We start from the raw sequence: 21785 nt of genomic DNA on the forward strand, positions 1-21785 counted from the left end.
TGACGGGATTTGAAAGAGCCGGCCCGCCGCAGCAGGGGTGGCGCATCCGCTCGGTGCCCCCGACAGTGTCGTTCATCGCGTGGTTCTCCCTTGTTGTGCCGCTGCCGATACGGCTTGCTGGTTGGCGGCCATGACTTAAGTTAGGGCGCTGAGCACTGGGGGTGGGAGTTACAAGTGTGACGGGATTTGAATGGACTCGCTGATCACCGCGGCTGGACTGGCGTTGGCGGCAGGTGATCCGCTTGGCGCGCTGGACCGCGTTGCCTTGCGTGAGGATGCGCCGGCGCTGGCGCTGCGCGGCATTGCGATGGCGCAGCTCGGCGATCTTGACCGCGCCAAGGCGCTGCTGCGGCGTGCCGCGCGTGGCTTCGGCCCCAAAGAGGCGGTGGCGCGCGCCAGATGCGTCGTCGCCGAGGCCGAGATCGCGCTGGTTTCGCGTGACCTCGGCTGGCCGGCCAAGGCTTTGGATGCGGCGTGGACGACGCTGGAAAAGCATGGCGACCGGCTGAACGCAGCGCATGCCGGCCACCTCAAGGTGCGCCGCCTGCTATTGATCGGCCGTCTCGACGAGGCCGAAGACGTGCTGGCCGGGCTCGATCCGATGCCGCTTCCACCGGCCTCGCGCGCCGCCCACGAGCTTGCCGTCGCCGGCATCGCGATGCGGCGCCTCAAGACGAAGCCGGCGCGCAGGGCGTTGGAGTGGGCACGCCACGCCGCCCGCCAGGCCGGCATTGCGGGGCTCATCGCTGAAGTCGATCGCGCATTCCTGGCGCTGGACACGCCGGCGGCGCGGCTGATCGCGGCTGGCAATCAGCGCCCGTTGCTGCTTGAGGACGTCGAGGCGTTGCAGGCGTCGCCGGCGCTGCTGGTCGATAGCTTTCGCTACGTCGTGCGCCAACAGGAGAAAACGGTCTCGCTGGCAACGCGCCCGGTGCTGTTTGCGCTGGCCCGTACGCTCGCCGAAGCGTGGCCAGGCGATGTGTCGAGGGCGAGGCTGATCGCTGAAGCCTTCGGCGGCAGGCACGCCGATGAATCGCACCGGGCGCGGCTGCGGGTCGAGATCGGCCGGCTGCGCGCCGAATTGCGCGGGCTGGCCGACATCGGCGCGACCAGGCAGGGCTTCGCGCTGGCGCCGCGCCACGCACGCGAGGTGCTGGTGCTGGCCCGGCCGATCGAGGAGCGGCACGCGGCAGTGCTGGCCTTCCTTGCCGATGGTGAATCCTGGGCGAGTTCGGCGCTGGCACTGGCGCTCGGTACCGGCCAGCGCAGCGTGCAGCGGGCGCTGGAGCAGCTCGGCGAGGCCGGCAAGGTGCAGTTTTTCGGTCACGGCCGGGCGCGCCGCTGGATGACGCCGCCGGTGGCGGGATTCACGGCCACCTTGTTACTCCCGGCCCCGCTGCCGAGTGGTTAGTAAGGCACATCAGATCATCTCGTGAGGATAAAGACATGAAACATTCAGAAGCCGAAATCCTGCGCGAATACGGACCCTTTGCCGATGTGGAGAGGGTGCATGGGGTGAGCTTTGACGGTAACAACGTCTGGTTTGCCTCGGGCGAGAGGCTGAACGCCTTCGATCCGGAAAGCGGGCAGGCGCTGCGCTCGATCGATGTCGCGGCACATGCCGGGACCGCTTATGACGGCCAGCATTTCTTCCAGCTTGCCAACGACCTGATACAGAAGATCGACCCCGATACCGGCCAGGTGCTGGCCACCATCCCGGCGCCCGGCGGTGGCGCCGACTCCGGGCTGACCTGGGCCGAAGGGACGCTGTGGGTGGGGCAATACCGCGAGCGCAAGATCCATCAGATCGACCCGGAGACGGGGGCGATCCTGCGCACCATCGAATCCAACCGTTTCGTCACCGGGGTGACATGGGTCGAGGGCGAGCTATGGCACGCCACCTGGGAAGGCGAGCAGAGCGACCTGCGCCGCGTCGACCCGCGATCAGGCAAGGTTCTCGAGAAGCTCGACATGCCGGCGGGCATGGGCGTGTCGGGGCTGGAATCCGATGGCGGCGACCGCCTCTATTGCGGCAGCACTTCGGCCGGTGTGGTGCGGGCGGTGCGCCGGCCGCGATGAGATTGCGGCTGACGCCGAGATAACGGCTGCAGGCGCACTTCACACGGCAATTTGTCCGCTGTCGGGTGGTCGTCGCACCCTGTCGGACCTAGATAGCCTGTGGACCGGGCAGAACGCCCGGACCCGCTTTGCAAAGGATCCCCCATGCCCGAACAGATCGCATTGAACGACGGCTCCGCCATTCCCCAACTCGGCCTTGGCGTGTGGCAGGTCGACCAGGATATTACCGCCGAGGTGGTGGGTTGGGGCATCGAGGCCGGCTATCGCCTGATCGACACCGCCGAAGGCTACCAGAACGAGGAAGGGGTCGGAAAGGCGATCCGCAGCGCCGGCGTGTCGCGGGCTGAGCTGTTCATCACCTCGAAACTGCGCAACGGCGCACACCAGCGCGATGCGGCGCTACGCGCCTTCGATGACACCATGGCCAAGCTCGGCATTGAGCAGATCGACCTGTTCCTGATCCACTGGCCTGTGCCCAGCCAAGACAAGTATGTCGAGGCCTGGAAGACGCTGGTCGAACTCCGGCAGGCCGGCCGCATCAAGTCGATCGGCGTTTCGAATTTCAACCCGGACCATCTGGAGCGGATCATCGCGGAAACCGGCGTGACGCCCGTCGTCAACCAGATCGAGCTGCATCCCCAGTTCCAGCAACGCGGTGTCAGGGACTTTCACACCAAGCACGACATCCGTATCGAAAGCTGGAGCCCGTTGGGCAGCGGCCGGCTGCTCGGCGATCCGACCATTGCAGACATCGCCAAAAAACATGGCAAGTCCGTCGCCCAGACGATCATCCGCTGGCATCTCCAGGAGGGGCTGATCGTCATTCCAAAGTCGATCCGCAGGGATCGCATCGCCGCCAATTTCGATGTCTTCGATTTCGAACTGGATGCGCAGGACCTGCAGACGATCCGCGGCATGGATTCGCCCGAAGGCCGCAACGGGCCCAACCCCGCCACGGCCGCGTTCCTGTTCTGAGAGGAGCAGGTTAGAGACGCCGACCGTGGAGTTGCCAATCTCCGGCCTCTCCGCGCTCTTAAATCCCGGACCCATCCAGCTGCTGGGCGTCTTCGCCTTCCCACGGCGCCGGCATCGACGCGCGGCTGAGGTTGGCCGTCGGCAGCGGCATCCAGCACTTCAGTTCCGGGTCAGCGTATTCGATAACGCGCCCCGGCGAGGAGTCCGACGCGCGCCAGCCTTCCGAGGCGAACTGGTCGGCACGCGACCAATAGGCAAGGTCGACTTCCGCCGGCCCCTGTTCGGACGGACGCACAGTGACCAGGATGCGGCTGCCATCCTTCGGCGCCGTCGACATGTGGCGCCACCGTTCGGGCTCGTCCATCGCTTTTCTCCTCGTACTCCTAGCGTTGGGTGGAGTGTCGCCTCGTGGTCCGAAGGGGTCAACCCAAAGTTTGCGCCAGGCATCGGCTGATGACCCTCCAGGCGGTGCCTGCACAGTTGTGCGCAACACGCCGCAGGCGGTCATGCACGCTCGACGGGCTGTGACCCAGTTGATAAGCCCGTCTGCGAAGGAGCGCCTGAGTCGAGATGACCGTTGCGATCGAGATGGGACAGACGACCGCAGGCGCCCCGGCGAAGCTGGATCTTGAGGAGTTGCTCGCGACGCGCCTTTTGGTGCAGGGCAATTCAGGCTCCGGCAAGTCGCATCTGTTGCGGCGCCTGCTGGAGCAGAGCGCGCCCTGGGTGCAGCAGACCATCATCGATCCCGAGGGCGACTTCGTTTCGCTGGGCGACCGTTACGGCCATCTGGTGATCGATGCCGAGCAGCATACCGAGCGCGGCCTGCAGGCGGCCGGCGAGCGGGCGCGCATGCATCGCGTCTCCACCGTGCTCAATCTCGAAGGGCTCGACGCCGAGAACCAGATGCGGCGTGCCGCCGCCTTCCTCGGCGGGCTGTTCGAGGTCGCCCGTGACCACTGGTACCCGATGCTGGTGGTGGTGGATGAGGCGCAGCTGTTCGCGCCAGCGGTGGCCGGAGAGGTGTCGGACGAAGCGCGAAAGCTCTCGCTCGGCGCCATGACCAATTTGATGTGTCGTGGCCGCAAGCGCGGGCTGGCCGGCATCATTGCCACCCAGCGCCTGGCCAAGCTCGCCAAGAACGTCGCAGCCGAGGCGTCCAATTTTCTCATGGGCCGCACCTTCCTCGATATCGACATGGCGCGTGCCGCCGATCTTTTGGGCATGGAGAGACGCCAGGCGGAAGCGTTCCGTGATCTGGAACGCGGGCAGTTCATGGCGCTCGGTCCGGCGCTGTCGCGCCGTCCGCTGGGGCTGCGCATCGGCCCGACCGACACCAGCCCGCGCAACGGCACGCCGCGGCTCATGGCAATGCCGGAATCCGCGCTGGAAGATGCACGCGCGATCATCCTGGCGGCGCCGCCCCCCGAGACGGTGCGCACGCCGCGCCGCCCGGCGTCGCCGGACCTGCTCGACCAGCTGATGGCGGCCAAATCGGCGGCACTGGAAATGCGCCCCGAGCCGGCGGAGCCACAAATCAGCGCCGAGGATCTGGCCGAGCGTCGTGAGCGCGTCGACCGTGTGCTGCGCGCCATCCTGGCGCAGCCCGATGCGGGTTTTCGCGTGATCGGGGTGCTCTATCAGGAATTCGTGGTCCGCTGCCGCATAGAAGGCCTCGCGTCGGTTGTGCCGGACCTGCCGGAGTTCCGCCGCATGCTGACGCGCGCCCGTGCCGGCCTTGGTTCCGAGACGACGCAGGATGACGCGTGGCGGGACGTTTCTGTCCGCGCGTCGCTGCTGCCCGACGACATGCAGGGCGTGTTCATGATGATCGCCCGTGCGGCGAAAGAGGGCTGGCCGTGCCCGAGCGACGCCGCGATCGCCCGCGCCTACGGCTCGCACTCGCTGCGCCGCGCCCGGCGCCTCTTGACCTATATCGAGGAGCAGGGGCTCATCGTCTGCCAACTCGACGGGACAGGCCGGCGCACCGTGACGCTGGTCGAATTGGCCTGGGCCACCGCACCGGGAGATCCGAATGCCGAGGAGGTGGAGCAGGGGAGCCTGGCGCTGTGAGGCGGCGCGGGTGCTTTGAGCGAATGGGGCGATAGGCGTTTTCAGTCACCGTCATCGACCAACTTCTGAGGGCAACGGTGAAAGCGCCGACGCCGAAATGCGTCATGCAGGGCGCATGCGTTTCGATGGCGCTCACCGGTTCGCCCCGATCACCCACTGTTCCTGGTCGACGAGCGTGCCGGTCATCGGCCCGGCAGCATCCGAGAGCAGGAAGACGGCGAGGTTGGCGATATCGCTCGTCGAGAACAGGCGGCCGAAGGGTTGCGAGGCGTTCGCGGCATCGAGCCAGCCCGGCCCGTTGCCCAGCGTGTCGGCCTGCATGGCACGTTCGGCCGGCGTGTCGGTCCAGCCGACATTGATGCCGTTGACGCGGATGCGATCGAAGCGATGGGCGTTGGCGGCGTTCTTGGTCAGCGTGGCCAGCGCGCCCTTGCTGGCGGAATAGACGGCGAGCTCCGGCGAGCCGCAATGGGCGTTGATCGACAGGATGTTGACGATGGCGCCGCCCTGACCGCGCTTCTTCATGTCGGCGATGGCCGCCTGCATGAGGAAGAACGGCGCCCGCGCGTTAACGGCGAACAGCGAGGCCCAGCCGTCGAGATCGGCATCGAGGAACGAGGCCCGGTCGGTCAGCCCTGCGGCGTTGACCAGCGCATCGATGCGGCCGAAGCGCTCGATGCACGCTTGCGCCAAAAGGGCAGGGGCGGCCGGGTCGGCGAGGTCGGTGGCGACGAAGAGCGTTGGTGTGCCAAGCTGCGAAAGCTCCGCCGCCACCGCATCGCCGCGGGCCTTATCACGCCCGGTGACGAGCAGGCCGCCGGCGCCGGAACGCGCCAAGGTCTCGGCGATGGCGCGGCCAATGCCTTGCGTCGAGCCGGTGACCAGCGCCACCTTGCCATTGAGTTGAAGCTCCATTCCTCTTCCCCGCATCGCATCTGGTTTCAGGCTAGCGCGGCACGATCGTTTTACAACATGGAAATTGGAAATTTTGGAGGGGAGGCTGTTGGCTGTCGCTGCGTGAGGCCGGCGAGAGCCTGCCCTAACGCCGCCGCTCCAGGCGAAGCAGGAGCGGAGGCCGTCGCAAAGACCCTAGTGGACCGTGATGATGCCCTCGACGGCCCGCCATTCCGAAGGCTGGATGAGCCGGTGATGAGCAACGCGGACCGAGTGCAGCGGACCGTCGAGTTCGCGCTCCCAATATTGGAGAAAGCCCTTGAGTTCGGGGAAGGCCGGAGCGAGATCATAGTCCTGCCAGACATAGAGCTGAAGCAGGCTCGGATGATCGGGCAGGTGATAGTGGATTTCGGCCGTCGTCAGGCCATAACCTTCCATTTGCAGGCGGAATTCGCTGCTGACCGTATCGGCCATATCTTTCTCCTTCTCTCTCCGTTCAGGCATCCAGCCTGCGACATTTGTATTGAACCCGCCCGATGCCGGGCCGGGACGATCGGTCTGTCGGTCCGTCTTCGAACAACGCCACGAGAAGCTCGGGGGTTCCGAAAATAGCCGCGCCATAACAGTGCGTTGGCGCCCTTTCTGGTCGAATGTAAAAATTTTTTCGCCGGTCTCTTGAAATCGGAAAACGGCAAAACTAGCTCGATATGCGCCGCGATGCCTGACGAAGGGTCCCGGCGTTCCGCACCGGTCCGATATTGCCGGTTCGGTGCGGAGGAACCTCAAAAACCTGTTTGTCCACGAGGAGAACGACATGGCGTTCCGTCCATTGCATGACCGTATTCTGGTCCGCCGCCTTGAAGCCGAGGAGAAGACCTCCGGCGGCATCATCATCCCCGATACCGCAAAAGAAAAACCGCAGGAAGGCGAAGTGCTCGCCGTCGGTCCCGGCGCGCGCGACGACAGCGGCAAGCTTGTCGAACTCGATGTCAAGGTCGGCGACCGCATCCTGTTCGGCAAATGGTCCGGCACCGAAATCAAACTCGACGGCGAGGACCTGCTCATCATGAAGGAAAGCGACGTGATGGGTGTCATCGATAAGATCGCCGAAGTGAAGAAGGCCGCCTGACGGCTTCTTTCGTATCCAACCAGTCAACGAATGCTGCCTAGATAGAGGAGTGATCCAATGGCTGCCAAAGAAGTGAAATTCCATACCGAAGCGCGCGAGAAGATGCTGCGCGGCGTCGACATCCTTGCCAATGCGGTGAAGGTGACGCTCGGTCCCAAGGGGCGCAATGTCGTCATCGACAAGTCGTTCGGCGCGCCGCGCATCACCAAGGATGGCGTTACCGTCGCCAAGGAGATCGAACTGGAGGACAAGTTCGAGAATATGGGCGCCCAGATGGTGCGCGAGGTGGCCTCCAAGACAAACGACCTTGCCGGCGACGGCACGACGACCGCAACCGTGCTTGCACAGGCGATCGTCAGGGAAGGGGCCAAGGCGGTTGCCTCGGGCATGAACCCGATGGATCTGAAGCGCGGCATCGACAAGGCGGTCGACGCGGTGGTCGCCGAGCTGAAGACCAATGCCCGCAAGGTCACCCGAAACGACGAGATCGCGCAGGTCGGCACAATCTCCGCCAATGGCGATGCCGAGATCGGCCGTTTCCTCGCCGAGGCGATGGAGAAGGTCGGCAATGAAGGCGTCATTACGGTGGAAGAGGCCAAGACCGCCGAGACCGAACTGGAAGTCGTGGAAGGTATGCAGTTCGACCGCGGCTATCTCTCGCCCTATTTCGTCACCAACCAGGACAAGATGCGCGTCGAACTCGACGAGCCTTTTGTGCTGATCCACGAGAAGAAGCTCTCCAATCTGCAAGCGATGCTGCCCGTGCTCGAAGCCGTGGTGCAGTCGGGCAAGCCGCTCCTAATTATCGCCGAGGATGTGGAAGGCGAGGCGCTTGCCACGCTGGTCGTCAACAAGCTGCGGGGCGGCCTCAAGGTCGCGGCTGTCAAGGCGCCAGGCTTCGGCGACCGCCGCAAGGCCATGCTGGAAGACATCGCCATTCTCACCGGCGGCACCGCGATCTCGGAAGATCTCGGCATCAAGCTGGATAATGTGACGCTGCAGATGCTGGGCCGCGCCAAGAAGGTGGTGATCGAGAAGGAAAACACCACCATCGTCGACGGTGTCGGCCGCAAGGAAGAGATCCAGGGCCGTGTCGCACAGATCAAGGCGCAGATCGAGGAGACCACCTCCGACTACGACCGCGAGAAGCTGCAGGAGCGGCTGGCCAAGCTCGCTGGCGGCGTTGCGGTGATCCGGGTCGGCGGCTCGACCGAGGTCGAGGTCAAGGAGCGTAAGGACCGCGTCGACGATGCGCTGCATGCGACCCGCGCGGCCGTCGAGGAGGGCGTGCTGCCCGGCGGCGGCGTCGCGTTGCTGCGGGCAGCAAAGGCGCTCGATGCCGTGCAGACCGACAATGCGGACCAGAAGACTGGCGTCGACATCGTGCGCCGTGCCATCGAAACGCCGGTCCGGCAGATCGCCGAGAATGCCGGCGCCGAAGGCTCGATCATCGTCGGCAAACTGCGCGAGAAAACCGAATTCGGCTGGGGCTGGAACGCCCAGACCAACGAATTCGGCGATCTCTACGGCCAGGGCGTCATCGACCCGGCCAAGGTGGTGCGCACCGCTCTCCAGGACGCGGCATCGGTCGCAGGCCTGCTGGTGACCACGGAGGCGATGGTGGCCGAGAAGCCGAAGAAGGAAGCCGCCGCCCCGGCAATGCCCGCCGGCGCCGGCATGGACTTTTGAGGTCGCGGCCAATCCGCCCGCTTCCCTGGCGGGGAGCGGGCGTCAGTCGAGAGAGAGTGGAGGTAAAGATGGACGCAATGGCTGGCATCGAATCCGTACCGGCTCCTACGCACCAAGCGAAGGAATTCCTGGCCTATGAAACAGAATGCAGGAACGTGCTGAAGCCGCTGCTGGCAGGGCTGCTCGACATGGCTGAAGCCGCCGGCTGGAATCGGCGAACCGCGGCGTCGGCACTGATGTTCCTCGCAGCACAGCAAGTGTCGGCAACATCCGAGGTATCCGCCGGCAGCGGCTGAACGGAAATCGGCCAGTCCATTCACCTATCCGCGGCGGGCCGTGCTGCCCGGTGTTCGGTCCGCTGCAGGCCCTGAACAATCGAGAGGAGGCACAAGCCATGAATCGCGGGCAATTTGAGGAACCGGTCACACTTCTGGTCGGAATGGGCTTTCCGAGGAAGATCGACAGCGTGATGGAAGCCTATGCACTGCTGCAGGACTGGCCGAGCGCCGGCCGCAACGGCGCCCATGCCGTCGCGCTCAACGCTTGCAAGGCGGGCATCGTCGGCGAGATCGATCCGGAGACGGTGCGGGCCACGCTGATCAGCTTCGCGCGCCGCCACGACATACTGGTGCCTGATATGGTTACGCCGCTCGCGACGGCGGCCGGTGGTGCTGTGCACGAGGTGAACTGACGGATGCGGCGCTTCAACAGCGCTTGCAGACCATGTTCTTGAGATAAGCCAGGCGAACACGGAGACGCCGGAATTCCTTCCCGGGCGGGCGGCATCGTCGTCGGTCAATTGAGCGAACGTGTCAGCAAGACTGACCTGTTCTGCCCGAATAACGCCTCTGAGCGCCGCCTCCCGGTTAAAAAAGTATCATCCGTTGTCTTGAATCGTGGTGGCGCCTGTTGTCATGAGCCGGTACCTTGGCTCTTGAAATGCAGAGCCGAAACCAATTCGGCCGGTTTAGGGAATTGGGCCGAACGCGGCAAATATCCGTGCTGGCCTGGGAGGAAACGGACATGGAACCGGACCTGGAAGTAGTCCAGATACGACGCGGTGAGTCCTTCAAGGCGTGGTCGCATGGCTACCCCTTCCACACGGTGCGTTGGCACTTCCATCCCGAATATGAACTGCATCAGGTGATCTTCACCAACGGACGCTATTTCGTCGGCGATTTCATCGGCGAGTTCGAGCCGGGCAATCTGGTGCTGACCGGGCCGAACCTGCCGCACAACTGGGTCAGCGACATCCCCAGGGACAGCTCGATCCCGCTGCGCGGCCGCATCATCCAATTTTCCGAAAGTTTCATCGGCGATGCCATGCATGTGCTGCCGGAGCTGGCGGGGCTGGGGCACCTGCTCGAAGCGTCGCGGCGCGGCGTGCTGTTTTCCAGCCGCACCAGCAAGGCGCTGGCGCCGCTGATGGAAGAGATGATGCAGGCGCAAGGCGTGCGCCGCATCGAGCTGTTCATGATGATCGCCGGCCTGCTCAGCCGCGCCCAGGAATTCCAGCTTTTGGCCAGCGCCAGCTACCGGCCCGATCCCTCCGGCTACATGACCGCCGGCATGAACAAGGCGCTCGCCTATATCAGGGAAAACCTGACGCAGCTGTTCGACGAGGCGGATCTCGCCGCCATCGCCGGCCAGTCGACCGGCGCCTTCTCGCGCTCGTTTCGCCGTCACACCGGCATGTCGCTGGTGCAGTATGTCAAACGGCTGCGCATCAATCTCGCCTGCCAGATCCTGATGAGCGACGAGCAGGCCTCGATCACCGACATCTGCTACGAGGTCGGCTTCAACAATCTGTCCAATTTCAACCGGCAGTTCCTGGCGGAGAAGGGCATGCCGCCCTCGCGCGCTTCAGGCGCCTGCTGGCCGACAACATCAACGCGGGCAAAGCCGCTTAACGGAGGAGCCAGGGAGGAACCAAGGGAGGATTTTTCTTTTGCATGACGACGTGAGCCGCGTGGAGCGGTTCGCGATAGAGAACGCTTGTCTCGAATTCCTCCGTAGGCGGAGGTTGTCGGCGCGGCTCGAAAGGCCGGCGCCGGGTCCCGGTTCCCAATGCAGTTTGGGCGAGGGCGGATGGGTGTCTTCAGACCAAAGCAGTCAACGACCTTCTTACAACCATATCAGAAACGGAGAAGACCGAATGACCAAACTTTCATCTTCATTGAAGTCTGCTGGCAAGTCCGCCGGCGTGGCAGCCCTTGCGCTGTCGCTGCTGGCCGGCACCGCCGCGATCGCCAGGGCCGCCGAAGTTACCGACGCCACCGTCGCCTTCCTGATGCCCGACCAGGCCTCGACCCGCTACGAGCAGCATGATTATCCCGGCTTCGCTGCCGAGATGAAGAAGCTGTGCCCGGGCTGCAAGGTGCTCTACCAGAATGCCGATGCCGACGCCTCGCGCCAGCAGCAGCAGTTCAACTCGGTGATCTCGCAGGGCGCCAAGGCGATCGTGCTCGACCCGGTCGACTCGACCGCCGCCGCCTCGCTGGTCAAGCTGGCGCAGAGCCAGGGCATCAAGGTCATCGCCTATGACCGGCCGATCCCGACCGCGCCGGCCGATTTCTATGTGTCGTTCAACAATGAAGGCATCGGCAAGGCCATCGCCGATTCGCTGGTCGAGCACCTGAAGGCGCTGAAGGTCGATCCGGCCAGCGGCGGCGTGCTGCAGATCAACGGCTCGCCGACCGACGCGGCGGCCGGCCTGATCAAGAAGGGCATCCATGCCGGCCTCGACAACAGCGGCTACAAGATCCTGGCCGAATACGACACGCCGGAATGGGCGCCGCCGAAGGCGCAGCAATGGGCCGGAGGCCAGATCACCCGCTTCGGACCAAAAATCCTCGGCGTCGTCGCCGCCAATGACGGCACCGGTGGCGGCGCCATCGCCGCCTTCAAGGCGGCCGGCGTCGATCCGGTGCCGCCGGTGACCGGCAATGACGCGACGATCGCGGCACTGCAGCTGATCATCGCCGGCGACCAGTACAACACCATCTCCAAGCCGAGCGAGATCGTGGCGGCGGCCGCCGCCAACATCGCCATCAAGCTGCTTTCGGGCGAAACGCCGAAGGCCGAGATGACGCTGTACGACACGCCCTCGCAGCTGTTCACGCCGGCCGTGGTGACGCAGGAAAACCTGAAGGCCGAGATCATCGACAAGAAGATCAACACCGCGGCCGAGCTCTGCGTCGATCGTTACGCGGAGGGCTGCAAGAAGCTGGGCATCGGGAACTGACCGCGACCCTTGCCCGCTCCGCTGTCTGGCCGCCCACGCGGTGGCCAGACAGCGCTCAATCCATGAACCGGTTTTGAAAGGCTTCCAGGCATGATCGATACCGCGGACGAACCGGTTCCGGCAGGCGAGCTGGTGCTCAGCCTGCGTGGCGTTTCGAAGAATTTCGGCGCCGTGTCGGCGCTCACCGACATCGATCTCGATGTCCATGCCGGCGAGGTGGTGGCGCTGGTCGGCGACAATGGCGCCGGCAAGTCGACGCTGGTCAAGATCCTGGCCGGCGTGCATCAGCCGAGTTCGGGCACCATTAATTATCGCGGCAAGCAGGTGACGCTTGCAGATCCAAGCGCGGCTTTGACGCTCGGCATCGCCACCGTGTTCCAGGATTTGGCGCTGTGCGAAAACCTCGACATCGTCGCCAACATCTTCCTCGGCCGTGAGCTCAGCCCGCTGCGCCTGGACGAGGTGGCGATGGAGGTGCGCGCCTGGACGCTGCTCAACGAGCTATCGGCGCGCATCCCAAGCGTTCGCGAAGTGGTCGCTTCGCTGTCGGGCGGCCAGCGCCAGACGGTGGCGATCGCCCGCTCGCTGCTGCTCGAACCCAAGCTCATCCTGCTCGACGAGCCGACGGCCGCACTTGGCGTGGCACAGACGGCGGAAGTGCTCAACCTGATCGAGCGCGTGCGCGACCGCGGCCTCGGCGTCGTCATCATCAGCCACAATATGGAAGACGTGCGCGCCGTCGCCGACCGCATCGTCGTGCTGCGGCTTGGCCGAAACAACGGCATCTTCTCGCCCGACGCCTCGAACCAGGAACTGGTCAGCGCCATCACCGGCGCGTCGAACAATTCGGTGTCGCGGCGCGCCGAGCGCAGACAGGCCAGGCACGAGCAAACCCAGGAGCCACGCCCATGAGCCGTGAAGCCGAACAGGCCGCCTCCGTGCCGCCGCAGCTCGACCGCGCCGATGTGCGCGTCAAGCATGAGGCGGGAATCGGCGGCGCCATCCGCAGGTTCTTCGATCGGGTCCGCTCCGGCGATCTCGGCTCGCTGCCGGTGATCGTCGGGCTGGTCATCATCTGGACGGTGTTCGCCAGCATCAACCCGATCTTCCTGTCGAGCAGCAATTTGGTCAATCTGCTGTTCGATTGCTCCACCGTCGGCGTCATCGCGCTCGGCATCGTCTGCGTTTTGATGGTCGGCGAGATCGACCTGTCGGTAGGCTCGATCAGCGGCTTTGCCTCGGCGATGGTCGGCACGCTGTGGGTCAACCAGGGCTGGCCGGTGGCGCTCGCCATTATTGCCGCTGTCGCCGTTGGCGGCTTCATCGGCGCACTCTATGCGCTGCTGTTCAACCGGCTCGGCATGCCGAGCTTCGTCTCGACGCTGGCTGGCCTGCTGGCAGTGCTTGGCCTGCAGCTCTACATCCTCGGCTCGACCGGCTCGATCAATCTTCCCTACGGCTCGAACCTGGTGAATTTCGGCCAGTTGCTGATGATGCCGAAGTTCGTCTCGTTCGCTCTGGCGGCCGTGCCCGGCATCGTCATGCTGGTCACCGGCCTGCGCACCGTTGCGCGCCGCCATGCCGCCAATTTGTCGGCGCCGTCGACGGGCGGGCTTGTCACGCGCGCGGTGGTGATCACGGTCATTCTCGAACTCATCGTCTTCTATCTCAACCAGGCGCGCGGCATTCCGTGGATGTTCGGTCTGTTCGTCGGCCTGGTCATATCAATGCACTACGCGCTGACGCGGACGAAATGGGGCCGCTCGATGTCGGCGGTTGGCGGCAACCGCGAGGCGGCGCGGCGCGCCGGCATCAATGTGCGGCTGATCTATTCCAGTGCCTTCGTGCTGTGCTCGATGCTGGCGGCTTTCGGCGGTGTGCTGTCGGCGGCCCGCCTTGCATCGGCCAGTCAGCAGGCCGGCACCGGCGACGTCAATCTCAACGCCATCGCGGCGGCCGTCATCGGCGGCACCAGCCTGTTCGGCGGCCGCGGCAGCGCCTATTCGGCACTGCTCGGCATCATCGTCATCCAGTCGATCGCCAGCGGCCTGACGCTGCTCGATCTGTCCTCGTCGCTTCGGTACATGATCACCGGCGCCGTGCTTGCCATCGCGGTCATCGTCGACTCGCTGGCACGCCGCTCGCGTGTCTCGCATGGCCGGGCCTGAACCCATCAACAGGAAGCAAGACATGAGCGAAGAACTGTCCGGAAAAGTTGCCGCCGTCACCGGCGCGGCATCAGGCATCGGCCTCGAATGCGCCAGGCACATGCTGGCGGCCGGCGCCACAGTGGTGCTGGTCGACCGTGCCGAGGCGACGCTGAACAAACTGTGCGCCGAGCTCGGTTCGAAGGCGATCCCGTTGGTGATCGACCTGATGCAGCCGGCAAGCGTCGCCACCATGATGCCGCAGATTCTGGAGAAAGCCGGCCAGCTCGACATCTTCCATGCCAATGCCGGCGCCTATGTCGGCGGCGAGGTAGCGACCGGCGATCCCGACGCCTGGGACCGGATGCTCAACCTCAACATCAATGCCTGCTTCCGCTCGATCCAGGCGGTGCTGCCGCACATGATCGAACGCAAGACCGGCGACATCATCGTCACCAGTTCGATCGCCGGTCTGGTCCCGGTGGTCTGGGAGCCGATCTACACGGCTTCCAAGCACGCGGTGCAGGCCTTCGTCCACACGGTGCGCCGCCAGGTCGCCAAGCACGGCCTGCGCGTCGGTGCGGTGGCGCCGGGTCCGGTGGTGACGGCGCTGGTCGACGACTGGCCGAAGGCCAAGCTCGAAGAGGAACTCGCCGCCGGCGGCCTGATGCAGCCGCGCGAAGTGGCCGAAGCGGTGATGTTCATGCTGACCCGCCCGCGCAACGTGACGATCCGGGATTTGGTGATTTTGCCGCAGAGCAATGATTTGTGAGGCAGTAGGGAATGGGGAATAGGCAATAGGCAATAGGCAATAGGAAGATGTAGACACAGTCTTACAGGCCCCGCTCAAAAGTGCTTCGCGCGTCCTATCCTACTAACTAATCGCTTACTGCCTACTGCCTACTGCCTATCCCCTATTCCCTGAACCGGAGGTTCCTCATGCCCCATTATCTCGGCATCGATGTCGGCACCGGCAGCGCGCGGGCCGGGGTGTTCGACCACACCGGCACCTTGCTCGCCTCGGCCAAGCGGGACATCGAGGTCTGGCGCGAGGCCGGCGACATTGTCGAGCAGTCGAGCAACGACATCTGGCGGGCGGTGTGCGCGGCCACGCGGGAAGCGGTCGCTCAATCGGGCGTGGCAGCTGAGGCCATCGCCGGCATCGGGTTCGACGCCACTTGTTCGCTGGTGGTGCTGGGCGAGGGCGGCGTGCCGCTGCCGGTAAGCAAGTCCGGCAATTCGGAACGCAACATCATCGTCTGGATGGATCACCGCGCGGTCGAGCAGACGCGCCGCATCAACCGCAGTGGCGAGGCGGTGCTGAACTATGTCGGCGGCGTCATCTCGCCGGAAATGGAAACGCCGAAACTCTTTTGGCTAGCGGAAAACCTGCCCGACACGTTCAACGCCGCCTGGCAGTTCATGGACCTCGCCGATTTCCTCACCTGGCGCGCGACCGGCAGCCTTGCCCGCTCGGTCTGCACGGTGACTTGCAAATGGACATACCTCGCGCATGAAAGCCGCTGGGACGAGGCCTATTTCCGCACCATCGGACTAGGGAGCCTGGCCGACGAGGGGTTCGCGCGCATCGGCACGCAGATCGTGCCGGCGGGTGCCGCACTTGGCGGCGGGCTGACCGCGCAGGCGGCTGCGGACCTTGGCCTGCGCCCCGGCACGGCCGTGGCGGCGGGGCTGATCGACGCGCATGCCGGCGGTGTCGGCACGGTCGGCGCGCGCGGCGCGTTCGGCAGCGTTCTGTCGCGCATGGCCTATGTCTTCGGCACCTCGGCCTGCACCATGTCGTCGACCGCCGAGCCGGCCTTCGTCGACGGCGTCTGGGGTCCGTATTTCTCGGCCATGGTGCCGGGCCTGTGGCTGAACGAGGGCGGCCAATCTGCGGCGGGTGCGGCCATCGACCATCTGGTGCGCATGCATCCGGCGGCCGGCGAAGCGACCGCCAAGGCGCAGGCCGAGGGGCTCAGCCTCAGCGCCTGGCTGTCGCTGCAGGCGCAGAGCCGCAACGGGGCAGCGGCGACGCCGGCCTTGGTCGGCGGCATCCATGTCGTGCCGGAATTCCTTGGCAACCGCGCGCCTTTCGCCGACCCGGACGCACGCGCGCTGATTGCCGGGCTCGATCTTGACACCAGCCTCGACAGCCTGGTCGGGCTCTATGTCGCCGGGGTCTGCGGGCTGGGCTACGGCGCGCGCCAGATCGTGCGGGCCGAGCATGACAAAGGCATTGCCGTCGACACCATCGTCGTCAGTGGCGGCGCCGGGCAAAGTCCGTTGGTGCGCCAGCTGCTTGCCGACACGACCGGCATGGTGGTGGTGGCGTCGACCTCGCCGGAGCCGGTGCTGCTCGGCTCGGCGATGCTGGGCGCGGTCGCCGCCGGTGCTTACAAGGATCTGACGGCGGCGATGGCCGGCATGTCGGAACTCGGCGAAGTCTATCATCCCGACGCTACCTTGGCCGGCTGGCACGCCAAGCGCTTTGCTGCGTTCGAGCTGCTGCAGCAGGCGGGCAAGGCCATCCGAGGCTGAAGCGAGCGGCTCCTGTCGGGCTCTGTCAGGAGCGTGGCGAACACCGCTTGGCGATGATGCCGGAAGCTGGCAGCTTTGTTCTGTCGTGGACCCTCCTGCGGCTTGCGAAGAGGGCAGGGCGACAGGAGCAGGAGGCCCGATGGCAGACGACAAATCGCCAGCGCCATTCGCATCGGACAGTGTGCCGTGGACGGAATGGTCCGATGTGCCGCGCTTCGGCGTGCGCTACCGGCATTTGTCGCTGGCCGCGCTTGGCGAAACCTATCATGTCGGCGTGGCGATCGAGGAGTTGCCGGCGGGCAAGCAGACCTCGCCGGCGCACTACCACATTTTCGAGGAGGAGCATGTCTTCATCCTCGAGGGGACGCTCACCGCGCATGTCGGCAATGCCGCCTATGTCATGAAGGCCGGCGACTACATCTGCTTTCCGGCCGGGGCGGCGGCAGGGCATTGCCTCATCAACACCAGCGACGCACCCTGCCGCTACGTCATCGTCGGCGAGCGCAACCCGAACGACGTTGTCGTCTACACCGCCTCCAACAAGGTGCTGGTGCGCGCCTTGGGCAGCCGTGCGATCTTCGATCTCGCGGCAACTCGAACCTACTGGGACGGTGAGAGCACCGGCCTCGCCGCCGGCGATCCGTTGCCGTCGGATGTGACGGCCGGTGTCACCAAGGCAGCAGCCATTCCGATCCCGCCGGTCGCCAGCGACGCTGTCGAGTGGAAACAGGAAGGCGAGGGGGCGCGGTTCGGTGGTCAGTCCAAACACCTCACCTATGCCGCCTTGGGACGGCCCGACTACCATGTCGGCGTGCTGATCGAGGCACCGGCCCCCGGCATGCGCCTGGCGCCCAGGCACTACCATATGCTGGAAGAAGAGCATGCGCTGATCCTGGAAGGGCAAGTGACGCTGCTGCTTGGCGAGGAGCGCTATGAGATGAAAGCCGGCGACTATGTCTGCTTTCCGGCCGGCCTGGCGGTTGGACATTCCTTCCTCAACAGCGGTACGGGACCGTGCCGCTATCTGATGATCGGCGAGAAAAACCCCAACGAGGTCTGCGTCTATCCCGATTCCAACAAGATGGCGGTCGACGCCTTGCGCCGGCGCGACGGCATTTTCGATATGGCCGGGGTTAGGCGGTATTGGGATGGCGAGGAGACGAAATAGCGCCCGGCGGTCCCGGGTTCACAGTTCCTTCTCCGCCAGCTTCCTGAATTCGTCGGGCACCGAGCGCGCCGCTTCCAGTGCCACCGTGCCGTAGCCGACCGCCTGTTTGCCGAAGCGTTCGCGGATCTTGTCGATGGCGCGGTCGGCGTCGAAGCGTGCCAGGCCTTTCCTGGTGCCGGGCCGGCGTTTCTCGTCGGCGAGGCCGAGCGGCAGTTCGAGTTGCAGCTCGAAGCTTTCCTCGAGGTGCGAGACCGAGATCGCCAGCAGCGAGATCGTTTTGTCATGCGGGTGGTCGGCGAGCACGCCGCGCACCAGGTCGCCGGCGATCTCGGCCAGGATGGTTGTCGCCGAGATCGGCTGGTCAAGCGTGATCGATCGTGTGACTGCGCTGAGATCGGCAAAGCGCACACGCACGGTCACCGTGCGGCCGGGCCGTGCCTTGGCGCGCAGGCGGCTCGCGACGCGGTCGGCCAGATGCAGCAGAGTGGGCACGATGACCCGTGCTACGGCAGGCTTCTCTCCGAGTGCCGATTGTGCGCCGGCGGAATGCGCGCGGCGCTTCGTCTCCAGTTTGCGCGGGTCACGGTTCCAGGACAATGCGGCCAGCTTTTCGCCGGCGGCCGGACCGAGCAGCCGCGTCAGCGCGCCGCGATGTGTCCTCGCCAGCTCTCCGATGGTCTCGATGCCGATTTCCGCCAGCCGCGCTTTGGTCGCCGGGCCGACGCCCCACATCAGCCCCACCGGCAGATCGTGCAGGAAGGCGAGTTCGCTACCGGGGTCGACCACCACCAGCCCGTCGGGCTTGGCGACCTGCGAGGCGATCTTGGCCAGATGCTTGGTGCGCGCCACGCCGATCGAGATCGGCAGGCCGAGTTCGGCGCGTACCCGGCTGCGGATCGTCGTGGCGATCTCCTGTGGGGAGCCGAACAGATGCGTGCAGCCGGCGACATCGGCAAAGGCCTCGTCGATGGAGATGCGCTCGACCACCGGGGTAAAATCGTCGAGCACCTTGATCGCCGCGTCGCCCAGCCGCTGGTAATGGCTGAAATTGCCGCCGACGAAGATCAAATGCGGGCAGAGTTCGCGCGCCTTGCGTCCTGGCATGCCGCCACGCACGCCGAAGGCGCGCGCCTCATAGGAAGCGGCGAGCACGACGCCGCCGCCCACCGCGATCGGCTTGCCGCGCAGCGACGGATCGAGCAACTGCTCGACCGAGGCGTAGAAAGCGTCGAGATCGGCATGCAGGATGGTGGCTGTCGTTTCCATCGACCGCACATCCGCAGTTGCTGATAGGTTGGAACAAATAAAGAACAAAGGTGGATCGTTGTCAAGCGAAGGGCGCAACAGCCATGCCGGTTCGGCCTGAACGCAACCGCCTAGACAATATGCTCCGCTCGCAGCGCCGCTTTCATCCTTTCCAGCGCCGCTTCGCCGCCTGCCGCCAGTTCGTCGGCAATCCTGGCCAGCTTATCGTCGGCCTTGCGGTGCTTGCTGCCCCAGGCGCCGAGCGTCGCCAGCACCGGCAAGAGGTCGATGCCTGCCTCGGTCAGCCGGTAGACCGTTCTCAAGCCATGCGTCGGGTCGTCGCTTCTGGTGAGGATGCCTTCCTTCTGGAGCGTTTGCAGTCGCTCGGCCAGCGTGCGCGAGGAGATGCCTTCGTCGGATTGCAGGAATTCGCGAAAGTGCCTTTTGCCGGCGAAGGCCATGTCGCGGATGATGAGCAGCGTCCAGCGGTCGCCGATCAGTTCGAGCGACAAGTTGATCGGGCAGCCGGATTTTTCGCGCGTCGACATCTATGGTTCCATTTTTAAATCACTTTACTATTGACATCGTTTTGGCCTTGCGTCAACGGTTCCAAATGTAAACTGTATTGCGATGGCCATGAGGAGAATGACGGTGAAAAAGCTGGTCCTGCAGATGCAGATGTCGGTCGACGGCTTTGTCGGCGCCAATGAGGACCATTCCTGGCAGCTCTGGGAGTGGGGTGACGAGAGCGCCTGGGACGGTGCGCTGAAGCAGGACTTCAACGCCGTCTTCGCAGGCGTCGATACCATCCTGCTCAGCCGCAAGATGGCACAGGAGGGCTATCTCACCCATTGGGGCAATGCGGCGAAGAAGTTTCCGCGCGATCCGTTCTACGCCTTTGCGCAGCGCATCGTCGACTCCCGCAAGGTGGTGCTCAGCAAAAAGCTCAAGCAATCGGCCTCGGAGCCGGCTTGGGAGCGCACCAGTGTGGCCAGCGGCGACCTGCCGCGCGAAGTCAATGCGCTGAAAGCGGGCGAGGGCGGCGACGTGGCGGTGTTCGGCGGCGCCGGTTTCGCGTCGGCGCTGATTGCGGCCGGGCTGGTCGACGAGTTCCAGCTTTTCATCAACCCGGCGGTGCTGGGAGCGGGCCGCCGGATTTTTGATCAGGGCGGTTTTAGGAACCTGCGGCTGCTCGGCTCGAAGGCCTATGCCTGTGGCATGGTGGTCAGCCGCTATGCGCCGGCGCGGTGAGGGGGACCTCCATCTTCTCCCTGCTCACTTCGCATCGTGAAAAATGATCCCGACCGTGTGGCGCATGCCTGAGCGCAGCCGGCTGACGCCATGGCGCAGGTTGACCCGGTAGTTGCCTTTGGTGCCCTGCACCGGCCGGTTGTGGACGGCGAAGACAACGGCGTCGCCCTGGCGCAGCGGCACCACTTCGACCCGGCTCTGCATGCGCGGGCGCTGCTCGGTCAGCGCGAACTCGCCGCCGCTGAAATCCTGGCCCGGTTCGGAGAGCAGGATCGCCACCTGCAGCGGAAAGGCGAGGTCGCCATAGAGATCCTGGTGCAGGCAGTTGAAGTCGCCAGGCACATATTGCAGCAGCAGCGGCGTCGGCCGTGTCTGGCCGGCGGCATGGCACTGATCGAGAAACGCGGCATGCGTCGCGGGATAACGCATGGCCTGCCCCATGCGCTCGTTCCACCGATTGGCGACCTCGGCCAGCCTGGGATAGAGCGCGCTGCGCAGGCCACCCAGGAGGTCGGGCAAGGGATAGCGGAAATAGCGGTACTCGCCCTTGCCGAAGCCATGCCTGGCCATATGAATGTGGCTGCGGAAATGCTCTTCGTTGGGATAGAGGCCGGCGATCTGCCGGCATTCTTCGGGCGAGAGCAATTTCTCGATCACCGCGCAGCCGAAGCCGTCGAGTTCGGCAGCAAGGGCGGGCCAGTCGTAATCGGCGATGCGCGTCTCGGCGGCTTCGATCACCGATCTGGCAATTTTGGCATGGGCATTCATATCGTAGCCTCCTTGTCGAGCAGGGCGCGTTTGCGTTCGACACCCCAGCGGTAACCGGCCAGTGAGCCGTCGGCGCGGACGACACGGTGGCAGGGAATGCCCAGCGCGATTGCGTTGGCCGCACAGGCCGTCGCCACGGCGCGGGCGCCGTTCGGCTGGCCGAGACGCCGGGCGACCGCGGTGTAGGTGATGGTGGCGCCGCACGGGATGCTGCGCAGCACATCCCAAACCTGTTGCTGGAATGGCGTGCCGTGGCGCATGTCGAGCGGCAGGTCGAGGCCGACGCCGGGCATTTGGATGAAGCGCGCGATTGTCGCGAGATCGTCGCGCAGTGCGGCCTCGTCCTCGGCCAGTATCTTGTCGGGGAAGCAATGGCCAAGGTCCCGCTCCAGCGCGTCGGCGTCCGAGCCGATCAGGATGGCGCAGACGCCGATCTGGCTGCGCGCTGCCAGGACGTCGCCGATTGCGGATTCACCGATGGCGTAGCTTATGGTGTCGAAGGCATTGGGGACGCTCGCCGGCGGCGCCATTTGGGTTTGCATGAGGTTCATTGCGTTTACTCCTTTGTCTGTGCGTGAACCC

Annotated in this window: 22 protein-coding genes and 1 pseudogene; 16 read left to right on the forward strand and 7 right to left on the reverse strand. The window is 65.1% G+C overall.

Annotated elements, in window-relative coordinates:
- Window positions 1–190: 190 nt before the first annotated feature.
- The 3 genes from NKH95_RS18700 (at window position 191) to NKH95_RS18710 (ending at window position 3054) form a co-directional block, all read left to right on the forward strand.
- On the forward strand, window positions 191–1411 hold the full coding sequence (locus tag NKH95_RS18700; RefSeq protein ID WP_352441794.1) for a helix-turn-helix domain-containing protein: 1221 nt from the start codon (window positions 191–193) through the stop codon (window positions 1409–1411).
- A gap of 35 nt (window positions 1412–1446) precedes the next feature.
- The gene (locus NKH95_RS18705; protein WP_352441793.1) at window positions 1447–2079 is read left to right on the forward strand and encodes a Vgb family protein; all 633 of its coding nucleotides are present in this window, start codon (window positions 1447–1449) and stop codon (window positions 2077–2079) included.
- Between the two features lie 144 nt (window positions 2080–2223).
- Window positions 2224–3054: an aldo/keto reductase gene (locus tag NKH95_RS18710; RefSeq protein ID WP_127297075.1), complete on the forward strand. Its 831-nt coding sequence runs from the start codon at window positions 2224–2226 to the stop codon at window positions 3052–3054.
- 58 nt (window positions 3055–3112) lie between these two features.
- Here NKH95_RS18710 and NKH95_RS18715 read toward each other — a convergent pair whose 3' ends face one another.
- Window positions 3113–3418: a hypothetical protein gene (locus NKH95_RS18715; RefSeq protein ID WP_013530714.1), complete on the reverse strand. Its 306-nt coding sequence runs from the start codon at window positions 3416–3418 to the stop codon at window positions 3113–3115.
- A 206-nt stretch (window positions 3419–3624) separates the two neighbouring features.
- On the opposite strand from NKH95_RS18715, the gene NKH95_RS18720 reads away from it, so the two are divergent.
- A complete protein-coding gene (locus NKH95_RS18720) occupies window positions 3625–5127 on the forward strand; it encodes a helicase HerA domain-containing protein (protein WP_127297074.1) in 1503 nt (500 codons plus the stop codon).
- Between the two features lie 132 nt (window positions 5128–5259).
- Here NKH95_RS18720 and NKH95_RS18725 read toward each other — a convergent pair whose 3' ends face one another.
- Complete coding sequence (locus NKH95_RS18725; protein ID WP_128305760.1) at window positions 5260–6042, reverse strand: SDR family oxidoreductase; 783 nt, start codon at window positions 6040–6042, stop codon at window positions 5260–5262.
- A gap of 174 nt (window positions 6043–6216) precedes the next feature.
- Window positions 6217–6495 carry an usg protein gene (locus tag NKH95_RS18730; RefSeq protein WP_127809820.1) on the reverse strand — a complete coding sequence of 93 codons (279 nt, stop codon included), beginning with the start codon at window positions 6493–6495 and terminating at the stop codon, window positions 6217–6219.
- Between the two features lie 340 nt (window positions 6496–6835).
- On the opposite strand from NKH95_RS18730, the gene groES reads away from it, so the two are divergent.
- The 11 genes and pseudogenes from groES (at window position 6836) to NKH95_RS18785 (ending at window position 17939) form a co-directional block, all read left to right on the forward strand.
- A complete protein-coding gene (groES, locus tag NKH95_RS18735) occupies window positions 6836–7150 on the forward strand; it encodes a co-chaperone GroES (RefSeq protein ID WP_352441792.1) in 315 nt (104 codons plus the stop codon).
- A gap of 57 nt (window positions 7151–7207) precedes the next feature.
- Entirely contained in the window at window positions 7208–8839 is a 1632-nt protein-coding gene (gene groL / locus NKH95_RS18740; RefSeq protein ID WP_023814434.1) for a chaperonin GroEL, read from the forward strand.
- A 77-nt stretch (window positions 8840–8916) separates the two neighbouring features.
- On the forward strand, window positions 8917–9135 hold the full coding sequence (locus tag NKH95_RS18745; protein WP_023814433.1) for a hypothetical protein: 219 nt from the start codon (window positions 8917–8919) through the stop codon (window positions 9133–9135).
- A gap of 98 nt (window positions 9136–9233) precedes the next feature.
- On the forward strand, window positions 9234–9530 hold the full coding sequence (locus NKH95_RS18750; RefSeq protein WP_031214038.1) for a DUF982 domain-containing protein: 297 nt from the start codon (window positions 9234–9236) through the stop codon (window positions 9528–9530).
- Window positions 9531–9862: 332 nt separating this feature from the next.
- Window positions 9863–10749 (forward strand): annotated as a pseudogene (locus tag NKH95_RS18755) (helix-turn-helix domain-containing protein).
- A 245-nt stretch (window positions 10750–10994) separates the two neighbouring features.
- Window positions 10995–12083 carry an ABC transporter substrate-binding protein gene (locus NKH95_RS18760; RefSeq protein WP_127270010.1) on the forward strand — a complete coding sequence of 363 codons (1089 nt, stop codon included), beginning with the start codon at window positions 10995–10997 and terminating at the stop codon, window positions 12081–12083.
- A gap of 90 nt (window positions 12084–12173) precedes the next feature.
- Window positions 12174–12995 carry an ATP-binding cassette domain-containing protein gene (locus NKH95_RS18765; protein ID WP_023814428.1) on the forward strand — a complete coding sequence of 274 codons (822 nt, stop codon included), beginning with the start codon at window positions 12174–12176 and terminating at the stop codon, window positions 12993–12995.
- Window positions 12992–14251, forward strand: a complete 1260-nt coding sequence (locus NKH95_RS18770; RefSeq protein ID WP_352892436.1) for a sugar ABC transporter permease — start codon at window positions 12992–12994, stop codon at window positions 14249–14251. Before NKH95_RS18765 ends, NKH95_RS18770 begins: the two co-directional genes overlap by 4 nt.
- A 22-nt stretch (window positions 14252–14273) precedes the next feature.
- Window positions 14274–15002 (forward strand): SDR family oxidoreductase, encoded by a 729-nt coding sequence (locus NKH95_RS18775; RefSeq protein ID WP_031214035.1) that lies wholly within the window; start codon window positions 14274–14276, stop codon window positions 15000–15002.
- A gap of 167 nt (window positions 15003–15169) precedes the next feature.
- The gene (locus tag NKH95_RS18780) at window positions 15170–16771 is read left to right on the forward strand and encodes an FGGY-family carbohydrate kinase (protein WP_352798483.1); all 1602 of its coding nucleotides are present in this window, start codon (window positions 15170–15172) and stop codon (window positions 16769–16771) included.
- A 139-nt stretch (window positions 16772–16910) separates the two neighbouring features.
- Window positions 16911–17939, forward strand: coding sequence for a cupin domain-containing protein (locus tag NKH95_RS18785; RefSeq protein WP_352892438.1), 1029 nt, complete (start codon window positions 16911–16913; stop codon window positions 17937–17939).
- An 18-nt stretch (window positions 17940–17957) separates the two neighbouring features.
- On the opposite strand, the gene dinB is transcribed toward NKH95_RS18785, so the two are convergent.
- Both dinB and NKH95_RS18795 read right to left on the reverse strand, forming a co-directional pair.
- On the reverse strand, window positions 17958–19205 hold the full coding sequence (gene dinB / locus NKH95_RS18790; protein WP_352892443.1) for a DNA polymerase IV: 1248 nt from the start codon (window positions 19203–19205) through the stop codon (window positions 17958–17960).
- A gap of 110 nt (window positions 19206–19315) precedes the next feature.
- Window positions 19316–19732, reverse strand: coding sequence for a winged helix-turn-helix transcriptional regulator (locus tag NKH95_RS18795; protein ID WP_352892311.1), 417 nt, complete (start codon window positions 19730–19732; stop codon window positions 19316–19318).
- 103 nt (window positions 19733–19835) lie between these two features.
- On the opposite strand from NKH95_RS18795, the gene NKH95_RS18800 reads away from it, so the two are divergent.
- On the forward strand, window positions 19836–20435 hold the full coding sequence (locus tag NKH95_RS18800) for a dihydrofolate reductase family protein (RefSeq protein WP_352892447.1): 600 nt from the start codon (window positions 19836–19838) through the stop codon (window positions 20433–20435).
- A 24-nt stretch (window positions 20436–20459) separates the two neighbouring features.
- Here the strand turns inward: NKH95_RS18800 and NKH95_RS18805 are convergent, their stop codons facing one another.
- Together NKH95_RS18805 and NKH95_RS18810 are read right to left on the reverse strand one after the other, a co-directional pair.
- Window positions 20460–21203, reverse strand: a complete 744-nt coding sequence (locus tag NKH95_RS18805; protein WP_352892449.1) for a 2OG-Fe(II) oxygenase — start codon at window positions 21201–21203, stop codon at window positions 20460–20462.
- Entirely contained in the window at window positions 21200–21754 is a 555-nt protein-coding gene (locus NKH95_RS18810; RefSeq protein WP_352892316.1) for a methylated-DNA--[protein]-cysteine S-methyltransferase, read from the reverse strand. Before NKH95_RS18810 ends, NKH95_RS18805 begins: the two co-directional genes overlap by 4 nt.
- Between the last annotated feature and the right edge of the window lie 31 nt (window positions 21755–21785).

Source organism: Mesorhizobium sp. M0848, assembly GCF_040319805.1.
In the GTDB taxonomy this organism is placed as follows: Bacteria; Pseudomonadota; Alphaproteobacteria; order Rhizobiales; family Rhizobiaceae; genus Mesorhizobium.